The 16,683-nt window shown below is 53.4% G+C and carries 12 protein-coding genes and 1 pseudogene; all 13 read left to right on the top strand.

Features of this window, described 5'->3' with window-relative positions; all coding sequences use genetic code 11:
* Nucleotides 1-65 precede the first annotated feature (65 nt).
* The 13 genes and pseudogenes from P0X86_RS12745 (at nt 66) to hflX (ending at nt 16,646) form a co-directional block, all read left to right on the top strand.
* Nucleotides 66-1,046 carry an aromatic acid exporter family protein gene (locus P0X86_RS12745; protein WP_192572413.1) on the top strand — a complete coding sequence of 327 codons (981 nt, stop codon included), beginning with the start codon at nt 66-68 and terminating at the stop codon, nt 1,044-1,046.
* Nucleotides 1,047-1,174: 128 nt separating this feature from the next.
* A complete protein-coding gene (locus P0X86_RS12750; protein WP_015734653.1) occupies nt 1,175-1,735 on the top strand; it encodes an outer spore coat protein CotE in 561 nt (186 codons plus the stop codon).
* Nucleotides 1,736-1,951: 216 nt separating this feature from the next.
* The gene (locus tag P0X86_RS12755) at nt 1,952-3,106 is read left to right on the top strand and encodes a putative amidoligase domain-containing protein (RefSeq protein ID WP_277748610.1); all 1,155 of its coding nucleotides are present in this window, start codon (nt 1,952-1,954) and stop codon (nt 3,104-3,106) included.
* Between the two features lie 61 nt (nt 3,107-3,167).
* Entirely contained in the window at nt 3,168-5,939 is a 2,772-nt protein-coding gene (mutS, locus tag P0X86_RS12760) for a DNA mismatch repair protein MutS (RefSeq protein ID WP_277748611.1), read from the top strand.
* 38 nt (nt 5,940-5,977) lie between these two features.
* Nucleotides 5,978-7,959 (top strand): annotated as a pseudogene (mutL, locus tag P0X86_RS12765) (DNA mismatch repair endonuclease MutL).
* A 17-nt stretch (nt 7,960-7,976) separates the two neighbouring features.
* Nucleotides 7,977-8,756, top strand: a complete 780-nt coding sequence (locus P0X86_RS12770; RefSeq protein ID WP_277748612.1) for a class I SAM-dependent methyltransferase — start codon at nt 7,977-7,979, stop codon at nt 8,754-8,756.
* Nucleotides 8,746-9,693 (top strand): tRNA (adenosine(37)-N6)-dimethylallyltransferase MiaA, encoded by a 948-nt coding sequence (miaA, locus tag P0X86_RS12775; protein WP_096773366.1) that lies wholly within the window; start codon nt 8,746-8,748, stop codon nt 9,691-9,693. Before P0X86_RS12770 ends, miaA begins: the two co-directional genes overlap by 11 nt.
* Nucleotides 9,694-9,746: 53 nt before the next feature.
* Nucleotides 9,747-9,986: an RNA chaperone Hfq gene (gene hfq, locus P0X86_RS12780; RefSeq protein WP_009590863.1), complete on the top strand. Its 240-nt coding sequence runs from the start codon at nt 9,747-9,749 to the stop codon at nt 9,984-9,986.
* A 188-nt stretch (nt 9,987-10,174) separates the two neighbouring features.
* Nucleotides 10,175-12,856, top strand: coding sequence for a PBP1A family penicillin-binding protein (locus P0X86_RS12785; RefSeq protein ID WP_277748613.1), 2,682 nt, complete (start codon nt 10,175-10,177; stop codon nt 12,854-12,856).
* 99 nt (nt 12,857-12,955) lie between these two features.
* The gene (locus P0X86_RS12790) at nt 12,956-13,513 is read left to right on the top strand and encodes a ribonuclease FAU-1 family protein (protein ID WP_015734660.1); all 558 of its coding nucleotides are present in this window, start codon (nt 12,956-12,958) and stop codon (nt 13,511-13,513) included.
* Entirely contained in the window at nt 13,513-14,166 is a 654-nt protein-coding gene (locus P0X86_RS12795; protein WP_192572408.1) for a YdcF family protein, read from the top strand. Before P0X86_RS12790 ends, P0X86_RS12795 begins: the two co-directional genes overlap by 1 nt.
* 82 nt (nt 14,167-14,248) lie before the next feature.
* Nucleotides 14,249-15,232 carry an AAA family ATPase gene (locus P0X86_RS12800; protein WP_096773369.1) on the top strand — a complete coding sequence of 328 codons (984 nt, stop codon included), beginning with the start codon at nt 14,249-14,251 and terminating at the stop codon, nt 15,230-15,232.
* 121 nt (nt 15,233-15,353) lie between these two features.
* Nucleotides 15,354-16,646, top strand: coding sequence for a GTPase HflX (gene hflX, locus P0X86_RS12805; RefSeq protein ID WP_096773370.1), 1,293 nt, complete (start codon nt 15,354-15,356; stop codon nt 16,644-16,646).
* Nucleotides 16,647-16,683: the final 37 nt, after the last annotated feature.

Genomic DNA, 16,683 nt, shown 5'->3' on the forward strand with positions numbered 1-16,683 from the left:
ATGCGGCTAACATGATAAAGAAGCAGATATAGCCATCAACAACTCGCCTGGAGGCTCTTCATCACATGGGATTTCGTGTCATCAAAACAGCAGCGGCCAGCCTGCTTGCCATTTTAATTACAGATGCTTTGAACATACCGGGGGCTACGTCCGCCGGTCTTCTTGCTATACTCGGCGTTGACGTTACGCGCAAACGGAGCGTGCGCTCCATATCGTCCCGATTTTTTGCGTCATTGCTGGGACTTGTACTGGCGTGCATTTTATTTTATTTTCTCGGTTTTCATTACTGGGTGCTGGCCTTGTACATATTGCTTGCATTTCCCGCGATATCGAGGGCTAATTTCAAGGAAGGCATCGTGACCAGTTCGGTTGTGGTGTTTCGGGTGTTTCAGGGGGAAGAGATCGGACTCGGCATATTGCTCACGCAAATCGAACTCCTGATTATCGGCCTCGGGTCGGCTATGCTCGTGAATCTGGTTTATATGCCGAACAGCGAGGGGGCGATGATGGAGATCCGCCGCAAGGTGGACGGGCTTTTCTCTGTCATTTTCCATCATTTCTCGCTGACGCTTCGAAACCCCGAACATATATGGGACGGAAAAGAGCTGATCGAGGCCAATCGGCAGATCGAAAAAGGGATAGAGGAAGCAAAGCGGGCTTCGGAGAACCAGATGATTCATCCGGACGGCTCCTGGAACATCTATTTTTATATGCGTAAGGAACAGATGGAGAATATCCAGAGCATGATGCATCAGATCTCCCAGGTGTACGAGCGGCTTCCGCACGGCGTGCTGACGGCTGAAATTTTCGATCAGTTAAGCCAGGATGTCGTTGCCGAAGGCTATACGGGGAAGTCCGAAGGTCTGCTGATTGAGCTGGAGGACAGGTTCAAGGAGATGGAGCTCCCGACGACCCGCGAGGAATTCGAGGTCCGTTCTGCGATATTGCAGCTCTGCCACGAGCTGGAATACTATTTGAATATCTCGAAAAAGTATAAAGCGCCCACGGCGAAAAAACCGCAGAAGCGCGCGGATTCGGCCGTATAGCTTAGCGATTTTCAAAAATAAATCTGATATTTTTAGCATCATATGAATTTATTTGGACCACTTCATTCAACATTCGCCCATGTCTTGCATACACATGTATGGAATGATTGTATGGAGGAGGTTCGAAGATGTCATTGAGTCATAAACACCAATGTAGAGAAATCATCACGAAGGCGATCTGCGGCAAGGGTCGTAAGTTCTCTACCGTAACACATACCGTGACTCCGCCTAATAATCCGACCAGTATTTTGGGGGCTTGGATTATAAACCATCAGTACGAGGCGGTTGCCGCCGGAGACGGAATTGAAGTTATTGGTACTTACGATGTAAACATCTGGTATTCCTATGACAAAAATTCGCAGACCGATGTGGCGAAAGAAACGGTATCGTATGTAGAACGCGTGCCTCTATCCTATCTGGATCCGAAGCATCGTGCATCCACGGTGGAGGTTTCGGCTGAAGCGACGCAGGAGCCGAGCTGCGTCGAGGCCAGCGTATCCTCGAATGGCACGAGCGTCATTCTGCGGGTAGAGAGAGAGTATGCGGTGGAACTGGTAGCCGAAACGAAGGTCGTTGTCAAAGTATGCAGCTACCCTCACGGCGACTACGAAGACAAAGAATTCGACTACGTCCTGGGAGACGACGTCGATGATTACGAAGATTACGAAGGTCTGGAGGATGAACTGTAAGTTAACCCTCCTGTAGGAATGATTATAATCTTAGCATATGCAGCGAGGGCAGCTTTGCGGAGGGCGGATGCCCTCTTTTTTATTTTTATTTGCAGGGGGAATGGGGATGGCTAGAATGATCGTACGACCGGCGGCCGAAAAAAATATGTGTCGCTTCATGGATCTGCTTTGCTCATGGCGCAAGCACGGTTGATCCGATCCGGGATTCCGTGTGGATTGAATTCGGGTTCAGTCGAGGAGAAACGTTACGCCGCCAGGTACGCGGTGCATGTCGACCGGCTGGCTGCAGCCAAGATCCGCCAACATCAGATGGGCGGCAGCGAAGCGGTGTTCATGCCCGATCCCGAGAGCGGAAGATATGAAGATGGCCTGCATCGAAGATTGGAGAAAGCGGCCCTGCGGTCGCTGTACACGCTGGGCGTCGATGAAGGGGAGGTCATCATTACGGCCCTCCCCGGTCGAAGATACGTAGTGGAGGATGTCCGCATGCCAGCTGACCGCAGCAAAGCCGTAATGAGTGCCAAGGGTCAGCGGTCACGGCGGACGGAAGGGTACCCTGCTAACAACGAAGAAGGCGATTCTTCTCTTGTTTCATCGTTACTCATGGGCATGGATCCGGAGTTTGTCCTGATGAAGGATAACGGAGACATCGTGTTTGCATCCGAATTTATGGAACGCGGCGGGACGGTCGGAAGCGATGCCGTTCGTTTACGGGGCGAGGTGATTTATCCTATTGCCGAGCTCAGGCCGTCGCCCAAGGCGAATCCGAAGGAATTGCTGCTTGAAATGCAAAAAGCTCTGCGCGAAGCTCATCTCCTGATTCAGGATCGTTCACTGGCATGGAAGGCAGGCGCCCTGCCTTATGGCGATTTTCCGCTGGGAGGCCATATTCACTTCAGCGGCGTGCCGCTGTCCCTGTCTCTTCTTCAGACCCTGGATAATTATGTGGCTCTGCCGCTGGCGCTTCTCGAAGACCCCAACGGGCGTCTGCGGAGGCCCCGTTACGGTTTCCTTGGGGATTTCCGCAGGCAGCCTTACGGCGGGTTTGAATACCGTACGCTGCCCAGTTTTCTCGTCTCGCCGCTCGTCGCGAAGGTGTCGCTTGGCGTTGCTTACCTGGCTGCCCGCTACAGCGATCGCCTGCCGGGGAGGCCGTTAAACACCGAACGGTATCACCGTGCCTATTACGAAGGCGATAAATCCGTGCTCAAAGAGTGTATTGCAGGCTGGCACAGGGATCTGTCGGCACTGCCGGAGTACCCGGATTTCGCCCGTGAAATCGAACGGGCTGTAGCGCACATGGAGAGGGGGCGAACCTGGGATGAGAGCAGGGATATCCGGCCGCTGTGGAATATTCCAACCAAGCCGTGATGCCTTGCGGTCAATTTCTGTTATAATGGAGGTCAAGCTAGAAAGGTAATGGAGGTACGTCATGGCTAAATATACGCCGATGATTGAACAATATTTGAAAGTCAAAGAACAAGCGCGCGATGCGTTTCTTTTTTTCCGCTTGGGCGATTTTTACGAAATGTTTTTCGATGACGCGATCCTTGCGTCGAAGGAATTGGAGATTACGCTGACCGGCCGCGAAGGCGGCGGTGCAGAGAAAATACCGATGTGCGGGGTTCCTTATCATTCCGCTGAAGGTTATATCCAACGGTTGATTGAAAAGGGGTACAAAGTCGCCATCTGCGAACAGATGGAGGATGCTTCGGTCACCAAAGGCATGGTGCGGCGGGAAATCGTCAGGGTCGTCACGCCGGGGACCATCATGGACGGCAAGGTCGTTCACGACAAATCGAACAATTACATGGTGTGCGTAACGGAAGCGGGCGGCTTCATGTCCTTATCCGCATGCGATTTGTCCACCGGCGAGCTCTATGTGACGTCGGTGCCTTCATCGGAGGAATGGCTGAGGGACGAGATTGGCATTTATGAGCCTTCCGAAATTATCGGGGATGCATCGCTGCTTGGGATCATCTCATCGCAGGCGCTGCCGGGCAGCCGAAATATCGTATATACGGCCTGGGATCGAAGAGAAGACGCATTGGTTCGGACCCAATTCGGAGAAGCGGCATGGGCCCGCCTCGAAGAGGAGAGAAGAGCCTGCGTATCCCTGCTCATCTCGTATTTAAGCGAGACGCAGAAACGGTCGCTGGGGCAGCTGACTCAAATCGCTTCCTACGAGCCGGGACAATACATGGTTCTGGATCCGTTCACCAGGCGGAATCTGGAGCTGGTCGAGACGGTTCGTGAACGCTCGAAGAAAGGCTCGCTCCTATGGCTTCTGGATCGTACGGAAACCTCCATGGGAGCCAGACTCCTGCGGCGGAGAATCGATAAACCGCTGCTGTCCCGAAGCCGGATCGAGGAGCGGCTGGAGGCCGTCGAGCATTTGTATAACCAGTACATACTGCGCGAAGATTTGCGGATGGCGCTGAAAGAAATTTACGATTTGGAGCGGCTGGTCGGCCGGATCGCGTTCGGCAGCGCCAACGGACGCGATTTGAATGCGCTCAAGCTGTCATTGCGGCAAATTCCTTCCCTGAAGGAGCTGTGTGCCCAGTCGCCTTCCGAGACGCTGCGGCGCGTGGCAGCGGATACCGATGTTTGCGACGATCTGTGCGAACTGATCGAGAATGCGATTGTGGATGAGCCGCCGGTGTCTGTTCGCGACGGAGGAATCATCAAGCCGGGGTACCACGAACGGCTGGATGAGTTTCGGGAAGCGAGCACCAGCGGCAAACGCTGGATCGCCGAGCTGGAGGCCAAGGAACGTGCCGCTACCGGGATCAAGTCATTGAAGATCGGTTATAACAAGGTGTTCGGTTATTATATCGAGGTCACCAAATCCAATCTGTCATCCCTGCCGGAAGGCCGCTATGAGCGCAAGCAGACGCTGGCCAACGCGGAGCGTTACGTCACGCCCGAACTGAAGGAGAAAGAAGGACTGATCCTGGAAGCCCAGGAGAAAATGGTGGATCTGGAGTATGCGCTCTTTACCGAGCTGAGGGATAAGCTGAATACCCAAGTGAGCCGGCTGCAGAAACTCGCCGAACGCATCGCCGAGATTGACGTCTATCAGTCGCTGGCTGCCGTCAGCGCAGAGTACCGGTTCGTCAAGCCGGAGCTGAGCGAGGGCTATGATTATATCGTTGAAGGCGGCCGTCATCCGGTGGTGGAAGCCGTCATGAAGGATTCGTCGTTTATCGCCAACGGAACGGATTTACGCAAGGACGGATCTTCGATCCTGCTCATAACGGGTCCGAATATGGCCGGCAAAAGCACGTACATGCGCCAGGTGGCTCTATTATCCATTTTGGCGCAGATGGGCTGCTTTGTCCCGGCGGAGCGGGCGGTTATCCCGCTGGTCGACCGGATCTTTACTCGCATCGGCGCCGCCGACGACCTGATCGGCGGTCAGAGCACCTTCATGGTGGAAATGGCGGATATCCAGGTGATGACGGAAAAAGCGACGCCACGCAGCCTGATCATCATTGATGAGCTTGGGCGCGGTACGTCCACGAGTGAAGGCATGGCCATTGCGCAAGCCGTGATTGAATACGTGCATGATCATATCGGCTGCAAGGCATTGGTATCGACCCATTTCCATGAGCTGGCTCACCTTCAGGAGAGCCTTGGCGGGCTTAAGAATTATTCCATGGCGGTTCAGGAAAGCGGCGACAAGGTGCATTTTCTCCGCAAGCTGATCCCTGGCGCGGCGGACAGCAGCTATGGCATTTATTGTGCCAGACTGGCAGGTTTGCCCGGCAGTATCATTGATCGCGCTTATGGGCTGCTGCAGGGCCTGGAGATGGCTTCCCTGGCCGCAGTGGCATCGGAGCAAGGGATCGCGGTCCATCGGAAGGAGCCAGCGTCCGATGCCTCTTCGGATGTGAGACGCAGCGGTCCGGAAGCTTTGCACGAATTCCGTGAAGAGACGATGCCGTATGCCGGCAGCCTGAACGGAGCAGACCCGAAAGGCGGCGTGGTGCAGCTCTCCATTTTCGACGAGGAGGAAGTGCCTGAATCCCGGAACGCCAAGATGGGCAAGGATCAGCACTCTTCTCCGCAAGAAGCTGTTCACGATCCTGCTGTTAAGAGCATCATAGATGCCGTCAAAGGTGCCGACGTCATGAACATGACGCCGCTTCAGGCGATGCAGTTCCTGAATGACCTGAAGCTTCAAGCGAAGGATATGTGATGTCTGCATGGGAATGAAAAGGAACGGAGGTAGGAACAATGGGGATTATTCGGATTTTGGACGAGCATATTGCAAACCAGATTGCTGCCGGCGAGGTGGTGGAACGGCCTGCCTCCGTTGTCAAGGAGCTGGTCGAGAACGCCATTGATGCCGGGAGCACCAAGATCGACGTCTCGGTCGAAGAGGGCGGACTGGACAGCATTCGCGTGACGGATAACGGCGCGGGCATTGATCCGGAGGATTGCGAAACGGCTTTTTATCGCCATGCGACAAGCAAAATTGCCGAGGGCCGCGATCTGTTTCAGATCACCAGCCTTGGTTTCCGGGGGAAGCCCTGCCGTCCATAGCAGCCGTATCGAAGGTGCGCCTGGTTACCTCCAATGCCCAGGATGGCCGCGGACGGAAGATCGAAATCGAAGGCGGCCATCTGCGAGTGAACGAAGAGACGGCCGCGCCCAGAGGAACGGATTTCCTCGTGAAGGAATTGTTTTACAATACGCCGGCAAGGCTGAAATATATGAAAACGATCCAGACCGAATTAGGGCATATATCCGATTATATGTACCGTTTGGCGCTTTCCCGGCCCGATATCGCTTTTACGCTCCGGCATAACGGGAACTCGCTGCTGCAGACGCTGGGCAACGGCGATGCCCTTCAGGTCATAGCGGCTGTATACGGCACCCAATCGGCCAAAGCCATGCTGCCGTTCGCAGCCGAGAATATGGACTATACGTTAAGCGGGTATATCAGCCGTCCTGACTATACCCGGGCCAACCGGAACGGCATGTCGCTCATCATAAACGGGCGGTATATCCGGAACTACGGGTTAATGCAGGCGATATTGAGAGGTTATCATACGCTGCTGCCGATCAATCGGTTTCCGCTCGTCGTCATTCAGCTGTCCATGCATCCTTCGTTGATCGATGTGAATGTGCATCCTTCCAAGCTGGAGGTGCGGTTCAGCAAAGAGCAGGAGCTGTTCGCTTTCGTGGAGGAAGAGGTCCGCAAGGTGCTGCAGCAGGAAATCCTCATTCCGCGTCCGGCCAAACAGAATATCGGCAAAAGCGACAATGCTTATATCCAGGAACAGCTGTCATTTCCACAGGCGCAGGGCCATGTCGGAGCGGACCGCGGCGGGCAGGATCGGGATCTTGAGATCCCAGGCAGCGACGAGCGATCCGCGGGAGGAAACACGCCGCTTCCAACGCCGCCTGCAGCGTGGCCTGATAAGCAGACCCTTGCACCGTCTCCAACCGGTATCAAGCGTTCTTACGGGGACGGAACAGCAGAAACAGCCGCAGCTTCGCAGATGCGTGAGACGGCCGCTTCGTCTTCGTATCGGAGCGATTACCGCAATGAGGCCAGGGGAGGTGCGGGAATCCCTGCCGTGACGAAGGAGTGGTTGCAGGCCGTTTCAGGGCCGGCTCCCGAAATTCCGCCTTTTCCGGAGCTAACGCTTATCGGCCAGCATCACGGCACCTATCTCATTGCGCAGAATGATACCGGTCTGTATCTGATCGATCAGCATGCCGCGCATGAGCGGATTAACTACGAGTATTACTACGAGCAGTTCGGCAACCCGGCGGACGCATCGCAGGAGCTGCTCCTGCCGATCACGCTGGAATTCACGCCCTCGGAATCGGAGAAAGTAAAGGAACGGCTGCATTGGTTCGAGAAGGTCGGCGTTTATATGGAGTTTTTTGGCGGCCATACCTTCCTGGTCCGTTCGCACCCCTTCTGGTTCCCTAAAGGCGAAGAGAAGGCCATCATCGAAGAGATGGCCGAATGGGTGCTGAATGAGCGCAATATCGATATAGCCAAGCTGAGAGAAACCTCATCGATCATGTGTTCGTGCAAGGCTTCCATCAAAGCCAACCAGAAGCTGACGGAGCAGGAGGCGATGACGTTGATCCAGCGTTTGGGCGCCTGCCGGCAGCCTTACACCTGTCCGCACGGACGACCGATCGTGGTTTCGTTCTCGGCATACGATTTGGAGAAAATGTTTAAACGCGTCATGTAACAGCAAGGAGGACCTTCATGATCATTACAACTGGAGAAGCGGAAGCGCCGGACATCGTCGAGCGCGCCAAACGTTTAGCCCAGGAAACCGGCTGCCGTTACGTCCAGCGCAGCGGCCATTCATTGCGAAAATTAGCCCGCAGGTTCGGGGACGACGACGTACTGGTGGTACTGAACGGACATGTGCGTTTGAGCGGACCTGGCGGCTCTGTCATGGAATTTCACCCGAGCATGGGCTTTGTCCGATTGAAGCGGGTGCTGAACGGAAAACCCGATCCCATGCTGGAGGCATCGGGGATGGAGGAAGGGGACTCCGTGCTGGATTGCACGGCGGGCCTTGGAGCCGATTCCCTGGTATTCTCGGGCAAGGGAGGGGCGAACAGCCGGATCACCGCCCTGGAAAGCTCGCTGCCTTTGTTTGCGCTGCTGAAAGAGGGGCTACGGACCTATGAAAGCCATCTGGAAGCCAGCGATCAGGCGATGCGGCGAATCGAGGTCAGGCACAGCCATCACCTGGATTATTTGAAATCGCTGCCGGACCAAAGCGTCGACATTGTCTATTTTGACCCGATGTTCCGCGAACCGATCACCGACTCGGCTTCCATCAACCCGTTAAGGCATTATGCTAACGGCGAGCCTTTGGATGCGGAAAGCGTGAGGGAAGCGATCAGGGTCGCGCGCAAAACCGTCGTCATGAAGGAAGCGCGGTCCAGCGGAGAATTCGAGCGGCTCGGCTTTGCACTGCCTGAACGGGGAAAATCCAAAATAACGTACGGAGTGATTTCCATTGACAGATGAAACCAAACCGAAGCTGCTGGTTCTCATCGGACCGACAGCGGTAGGCAAAACCAAAATGAGCATTGAAATTGCGAAGGAATTCGGATGTGAGATTATATCCGGCGATTCGATGCAGGTATACCGGGGCATGGATATTGGCACGGCCAAAATTTCCGAGGAGGAAATGGAAGGCGTCCCCCACCATCTCATTGACATTCACGAACCTGATCACCCGTACTCGGTAGCCGAATTTCAAGAGCAATGCCAGCGGCTGATCGCCGAGATCACGGAACGGGGGAAGCTTCCGTTCATCGTTGGCGGAACCGGGCTTTACGTAGAGTCGGTATGCTACGGTTATCAGTTCAGCGAGACCGGAGCGGATGAAGTTTTTCGGGAGGAGCAGTTCCGCTTCGCCAATGAACATGGAGCAGAGGCTCTCCATCAGAAATTGGCAGAAGCCGATCCTGAAACTGCCGAGCGGCTTCACCCTAACGACCTACGCCGGGTCGTTCGTGCTTTGGAAGTATTTCATGTGACCGGCATCCCACTTTCGGCCCAGCTGGCGCCTCAAACCAAGCAGTCTCCCTATGACTTATGCTTGGTCGGTTTGACAATGGACAGGCAAATGCTATATAACCGTATTGAAGAGCGAATTGACCTTATGCTGAGCCAAGGACTTGTTGATGAGGTGGCGGCGCTCATGGACAAAGGGTTCGCTCCGGGGCTTGTATCCATGCAAGGGCTGGGTTACAAGGAAATCGTGTCGTACCTTAAAGGGGAGTTCAGCTACGAGGAGGCCGTCGTGCTGCTTAAGCGCGATACGCGCCGTTTCGCTAAGCGGCAGCTATCTTGGTTTCGCCACATGAAGGACATCGAGTGGGTAGACGTCACCGACTCGGGAAATTTTTCTGCTAACTATCAAAAAATCCGTGCTATAATAGCAGGAAAGTTTCACTGAAATCTTGAATATATTTTCAAAACAATCTAATTGAACCATTGGGGGTACGGCTAATGAACAAGTCCATTAACATCCAAGACACGTTCTTGAACCAACTGCGCAAAGAGAACATTCCGGCCACGGTATACCTTACAAACGGCTTTCAGATCCGTGGAACGATCAAAGCTTTTGACAATTTTACCATCGTGATTGACAGCGACGGCCGTCAGCAAATGGTGTACAAGCATGCTATCTCCACGTTCATGCCGCAGCGTAATGTGTCCCTGATGCAGGATAACAACAGCGAACAATAGATTTTAGAATGGATTCATAGAGAGCAAAAAATCATACCGCCTTTGATTAATTTGAAACTTTTTGGTTTATAATTCGTTTAGCTTATAAGGAGTGCAGAGAGCAACCTGAGAAGGTTGTTCTTTTCTTTCCGAGGCACCACTCGAGAGTCAGAAGGTTTGATCCCGCAAGGGAGTAAGGAGGGGGACAAATGGCTGGAAAAGATAATCAGATGTCTCGGTTGAATAAAAACAAAGACAACTCGAAGACGTCCAAAACCACGAAACCGAATGCGAAGAAGAAAAAGGGCAAGGGAAAGCGAATTGCATGGGCGCTGTTTTTCACGGCCGTCATTGCGATCTTCTGCGCGCTTGCAGGTTATTTGTTCATCCTGATCAGCGGAGAAAAGCTGCTGGAACAGAATCAGGATAAATTGACCGCTTACGGTACTTCCAAAGTTTATGACCGCAACGGAACGCTGATGGGCGAGTTGTCCCTGCAGAAGAGCGATCCCGTGAAGTACGAGGATATTCCGGAGAAATTGATACAAGCATTCATTGCAACTGAAGATAAACGGTTCATGGAGCATAACGGCGTGGACATGTGGTCGATCGGCCGTGCAGCCGTCAAGGATATCATGGCCCGGTCCATGGTGGAAGGCGGAAGCACGATCACGCAGCAGCTGGCGAAGAATATATTCCTTACCCGGGACAAAACATTCTTCCGTAAGGCGACTGAAATGTCGATCGCGCTGGCGCTTGAGCGTCAGCACAGCAAACAAGAAATTATCGAGATGTACTTGAACCGGATTAACTTCGGTGGACCTTATTACGGCATCAAAGCCGCATCCGAGCGTTATTTCGGCAAGTCGGATCTGAACAAGCTGGATTTATGGGAAATGGCGACGCTTGCGGCAATGCCGAAAGGGCCGTCCCGCTATAATCCGCTCAAGAATCCCGACCTTTCCAAAGAGCGGCGCGCGGTCGTCCTTACCCTGATGGAACAACAGGGATATATCACGGCCGAAGAGGCAGCGGAAGCCAAGAAGGTGGACTATGCCTATACGCCGCCTGAAAGACAACAGAAGTATACGGCGTTTATCGATTATGTCATGGAAGAGGCCGAAGAGAAGTGGGGCCTTACCGAGGATGACGTTAACATTGGCGGTTATCAGATTTATACCACGATGGACGTGAATGCCCAGACGGCCATGGAAGAGGAATTCAATAATCCGGCCAACTTCGAAGAAAGTCCGGATGACGTGCAGGTCGAAGGCTCCATGGTCATCATTAACCAAGAGACCGGCGGGATCGTCGCCATGGTCGGCGGTCGGGAGTATACGCGCGGCGGGTTCAGCCGGGCTACCGACAGCCGTCGTCAGCCGGGCTCCGCTTTGAAGCCGATTGTATCCTACGCACCGGCGCTCGAATCCGGAAAATTTACGAAGGATTCGAGACTCAGCAACAAGAAGCAGTGTTTCGGCAGCAATTACTGTCCGAATAACCTGCACGGTTACTCGGAGACGATCGGCATGCCGGAAGCGATTCAGCGTTCCGAGAACATCCCGGCCGTATGGCTGTTGAACCAAATCGGCGTGAAAACCGGATTTGATTTCGCGCAAAGTCTCGGCATCAAGATGTCCGAAGGGGATGCGAACCTATCCTTGGCCCTCGGCGGCATGGATACCGGTACGAACACCTTTGAGATGGCTCAAGCTTTCAGCGCTTTTGCCAATGGCGGAGAATTCAAAGAGGCTTTTGCGATCAAACAAATTAAAGACAACAAAGGCAAGGTTGTGCATGAGAACAAAGGCAGCAAAGGGAAGCGCGTGATGAGCGAGACGACGGCTTCGCAAATGACGGACATGATGCGCCGCGTCGTAGAGGACGGAACGGGTAAGAATGCCCGGATCAGCCGTCCGGTAGCCGGTAAGACGGGAACCACGCAGAGCGGCTACAAGGGCGTCAGCTCGAACCGCGACGTATGGTTTGTCGGCTATACGCCGGAATTAACGGCAGCTGTATGGATGGGTTACGATAATCCTGACCGCCAGCATCTGCTGAAGCGAAGCAGCTCGATCTCTGCTTCCTTATGGGGCAAAGTGATGGAGAAGGCGGTTCAAGGCTATGAAGCCAAGAATTTCCCGAATGTCGAGCCGGTACAGCCGCCTGTAGAAGAACCGGCATTAAGCGCAGTCAGCGGTTTGACGGGCTCTTATAACGGGGAGACCCAGACCGTATCACTGAGCTGGAATCCGGTTCAAGGCAATGTTCAGTACCGCATATACCGTAAGGAAACGTCCGAGTCCGAGTACACGCGCATCCTCGATTCTTTGGGTGGAACCTCCATTGAGGATATGAGTGCGATGGAAGGATTGACATACGATTATTACGTAACGGCCTTCGATCCATCAACCGGCGATGAATCGGAACCTTCGAACATTTTGCAGATCGTGGCTGTTTCCGAGGAATTGCCGCCTGAGGATCTGGAACCCGATCCGGGAGACACTCAAGAACCGCCACCGGTGGATAATGGTGAGAACGGGGAAGGAAACGAGATGCCGGGTAATGAGAATGGTAACGGCAATGGGAATGGTAACGGAAACGGCAACGGTTCGGGCGAACCGGGCAATGGCAATGGCGAAGGCCATGGGAATGGAAACGGCAACGGAAACGGAACGACTCCGCCTGACAATGGAAACGGATCTGGGAATGGTCAGGATGGCCAAAATCCCGGCGACGGAACGGACGGCTCAGGAGATGGAACGAGCTCCGGTGACGGTGGCACGGGAGGAACCGACACGGATAGCGGCAATATCCCTACGGTTCCGGGAACGATCGTGGATCCGTCGGATCCGGCGAACGCGCCTGACCAGTCCCAAGACAGCCCATAATAAATTCGGAAGCCTCCGCATGTTTGCGGAGGCTTCTTTGTTTTGAGTGTGTTACCCAAATGTGGTAAGCTGGGAATACGAATGGGGAGGAAAAGTTCCATGAAACGTAAATTCGGAGATCGGGCGAATTGGCGCCGTATCACGCGCCGGCACTTCACTTCCCGGTATGTGGAATGTGAGCAATTTACAGGGTATCTCACGTTATATACCATCTATGGCCTGAAAGAACCGTTGTGGAAGACGTATGGCCGTCATACTTACCGAATCGCGGACAAAGGCTATTCATGGCTGCAGTATTATCCCAAGGACAGCCATTACATCGTTACGGCCATGTTTGACGACAAGCGAAATATTGTTCAATGGTATATCGATATTTGCAAGAAACAGGGTGTAACCGATCAGGGCGTTCCATGGTTTGACGATCTATACCTGGACGTTGTGGTCGTCAAGAATGGCGAAGTGTTCTTGCTGGATGAAGATGAGCTTGAGGATGCCCTGCGCCGGAATGATATTACCCGGGATGATTACAGGCTTGCCAAGGTGACTGCTCGGAACCTGCTTCGGGCCATCGACGCACATGAATTTCCTTACTTTATGATGTCACTGAAGCATCGCGACCAGTTATTTCATAACGGAGAGTTCAGGAGGAAGAAATAATGCGTCAGGAAATACATAAAGGCCTGCCGACCGCAGGCACAAGAAAGAGAGCGTGGTATCGGCGAGGGATCTATACCCTGCTCTCGCTCGTCGTTCTCGGAGTTTTATGGTCAGGTTATGCGTATTGGAAAATCGAAAGCGCCGTCAGCAGACCGGCGGAGAAAGCGGACGTCGGCATCATTTTGGGCGCCTCCATGTGGGGGGATCAACCAAGTCCCGGCCTTCGCGAACGCCTTGAGCATGCGCTGGTTGAGTATAATGCCGGTCGATTTGATACCTTCATTGTTACAGGCGGTCTGGATAAACCCGACTACAATTATACCGAAGCCGAGGGGATGAGAAACTTCCTGGTCGAGGCAGGGGTGCCCGAAGAACGAATCTTCCTTGAGAACGAAGCTACGAGCACTTACGAGAATTTGCTATACAGCCAAGCGATCATGGAGGAGCACGGGTGGAACACCGCTATCATTGTAACCCATGATTACCACGGGACGAGGGCCATGGAGGTCGCAACAGCCCTTGGCTACGATCAACCCTCGATGTCGCTGACGGAATCTACCGTTCTGCCCATGGCCAAGCACAAGTCCCGGGAAGTGCTGGCTTATACGAAATGGACGGCGGATCGGCTGTTGATCGCCATGGGTGTCCTATGAGGACGAAACTTCTAATAAGCAGGCTGTAAATAGAATACATTGGAATAGATAGTCAGCCCTTTGGATAAAGAGGTGAGGAGCAATGAACGGGCGTGTAACGGCCGCTAACGGCCGATCTGAAGGACGGCCATCCCGGCAGATAAATGTCGTGCTCCGCAGCGCGGAACCCCCACTCATCAGCAGTGCGGTTCCGGAACGCGAACCGGCCCCTTCGCCGAACCCTGTTTCCCAGCACAGTCTATTCCAGGAAATACAAAAAGAGCTGGATCAGCTGGTAGGTCTCGAACAGATCAAAGACCTGGTGTTTGAAATCTATGCTCTGCTTCAAGTAGCCCAGATGCGTTCGGAAGCAGGCTTATTAAGCGGCGGTCATGTATACCATATGATTTTCAAAGGAAATCCCGGTACGGGCAAAACGACGGTCGCCCGCATCGTGGCGAAGCTGTTTCAGAAGATGGGCGTGCTGAATAAGGGTCATCTGGTCGAAGTGGAGCGGGCGGACCTCGTAGGCGAATATATCGGCCACACGGCACAAAAGACCAGGGAACTGGTCAAGAAGGCGTTGGGTGGCATTTTGTTCATCGACGAGGCCTACAGCCTCGCGCGCGGAGGCGAGAAGGATTTTGGCAAGGAAGCGATCGATACGCTTGTCAAAGCCATGGAGGATCATAAAAACCAGTTCATTCTTATTCTGGCGGGTTACAGCGACGAGATCGATTTTTTTATGGATTCGAATCCCGGTCTCTATTCCCGTTTTCCGATCCAGATGGACTTCCCCGATTACAATCTGGATCAACTGATCCAGATTTCCGAGCTGATGGCGAAGGAGAGGGATTATATCTTGATGCCGCAGTCGCTGAGCAAGCTCAAGGAACACCTGCAGATGGAGAAGGATCACGGACTACACGCCTTCAGTAATGCACGTTATGTAAGGAATGTCATCGAGAAATCGATAAGGAATCAATCGGTTCGGCTGCTGAATCAGTACGTAACCGGAAATCCCGGCAAGCTGGAGCTTATGACCCTGCGGCCGGAGGACTTTAAGTTAAACGGAAAATTACAATGATTTTAAGCTTGTCTTCGAACATAATGAAGGGGTAACGCTGCTTTCTTTGGATCATAATGTTTATTGCAGGCAGCAGCGGTTAGTTAAATTAGGAGACGTATCGTTAGAAGGAGTTGGCTATATGACAAATATAACGCATGATACCCGGACAGAGATCGAAGATAAGGCCGTTCTGGTCAGTTTGGTAACGGACGCGGTTAAACGCACCGGGATTAATCCGGAACACTCGCTGCAGGAGCTGGTTCAGCTGGCCGAAACCGCTGGGGTAGAGGTGCTGGATGTCATTACGCAAAATAGGGAAGTGCCGGATTCCAAATGGTTCATCGGCAAAGGGAAAGTCGAAGAGCTGCGCATGGCGATTGATGGCTTAGGCGCAACCACGGCCATATTCGACCAGGAATTATCGGGGGCGCAGGTTCGAAATCTGGAAGAATCGCTTGATGTCAAGATTATCGACCGGACTCAATTGATTCTGGATATTTTCGCGCAGCGGGCGAAAACGCGTGAGGGAATTATCCAGGTGGAGCTGGCCCAGCTTACGTACCTGCTCCCGAGGTTGTCGGGACATGGCAAAAATCTGTCCAGGCTCGGAGCGGGAATCGGGACGCGCGGACCGGGGGAGAGCAAGCTCGAAACCGACCGCAGGCATATTCGCGACAGAATCAGCGATCTGAAGCGGCAGTTGGATGAAGTCACCCGGCATCGGACGCTCCATCGGGAACGCCGGAAGAAGAGCGGGGCCGTGCAGGTTGCGCTTGTCGGTTACACCAATGCCGGCAAATCGACTTTGTTGAATCGGTTAACGGCCGCAGACGTTTATATCGAAAATCAATTGTTTGCGACGCTGGATCCCACTTCGCGCGTGCTGGAGCTGCCAAGCGGCAAAGAAGTCGTGCTTACGGATACCGTAGGATTCATACAGAATCTTCCCCATGATCTGGTGGCTGCGTTCCGTGCGACGCTGGAAGAAGCAAACGAAGCCGATCTGATCCTTCATGTCGTGGATGCTTCTTCACCTATGCGGGACGAACAGATGGCGGTGGTTCAGTCCATTCTTCAGGATTTGGGTGCCGCCGATAAACCTCAAATCGTCCTGTTTAACAAAAAGGATGCATGTGAGCCGGGGCAGTTGGAAATGCTGCCGACGGGTGAGGGGCAATTAAAGATCAGCGCGTACGTCGATCAGGATTTGGAATCGGTGCGCGAAGCGATTCAGGACCGGCTCTCCGGAGGCAACGTCACGTTCCGGATTCCGGCCGACCGCGGCGATTTGAACTCGGTAGTATACCGGGTCGGAGACGTGCTGGAGCAGTCTTTTGACGAGAATGATATCCTCTATGAGGTCCGGATCAATAAAGCGGATTATGAAAAGATGGGTTATTTGCTTCATGAGTACGTTCAGAATGGATCTTAAGCATAGGTAGTAAATTCGCATAAGCCCCTGTTCAGGG

The sequence above is a fragment of the Paenibacillus sp. BR1-192 genome, from assembly GCF_029542445.1.
GTDB classification, from domain to species: domain Bacteria; phylum Bacillota; class Bacilli; order Paenibacillales; family Paenibacillaceae; genus Paenibacillus_AQ; species Paenibacillus_AQ lautus_A.

Coding starts and splice junctions, on each gene's coding strand:
- P0X86_RS12785 (WP_277748613.1), top strand. CDS start 10,175: ATGGCTGGAAAAGATAATCAGATGTCTCGGTTGAATAAAAACAAAGAC.
- P0X86_RS12745 (WP_192572413.1), top strand. CDS start 66: ATGGGATTTCGTGTCATCAAAACAGCAGCGGCCAGCCTGCTTGCCATT.
- P0X86_RS12790 (WP_015734660.1), top strand. CDS start 12,956: ATGAAACGTAAATTCGGAGATCGGGCGAATTGGCGCCGTATCACGCGC.
- P0X86_RS12795 (WP_192572408.1), top strand. CDS start 13,513: ATGCGTCAGGAAATACATAAAGGCCTGCCGACCGCAGGCACAAGAAAG.
- P0X86_RS12800 (WP_096773369.1), top strand. CDS start 14,249: ATGAACGGGCGTGTAACGGCCGCTAACGGCCGATCTGAAGGACGGCCA.
- P0X86_RS12770 (WP_277748612.1), top strand. CDS start 7,977: ATGATCATTACAACTGGAGAAGCGGAAGCGCCGGACATCGTCGAGCGC.
- mutS (WP_277748611.1), top strand. CDS start 3,168: ATGGCTAAATATACGCCGATGATTGAACAATATTTGAAAGTCAAAGAA.
- hflX (WP_096773370.1), top strand. CDS start 15,354: ATGACAAATATAACGCATGATACCCGGACAGAGATCGAAGATAAGGCC.
- P0X86_RS12750 (WP_015734653.1), top strand. CDS start 1,175: ATGTCATTGAGTCATAAACACCAATGTAGAGAAATCATCACGAAGGCG.
- hfq (WP_009590863.1), top strand. CDS start 9,747: ATGAACAAGTCCATTAACATCCAAGACACGTTCTTGAACCAACTGCGC.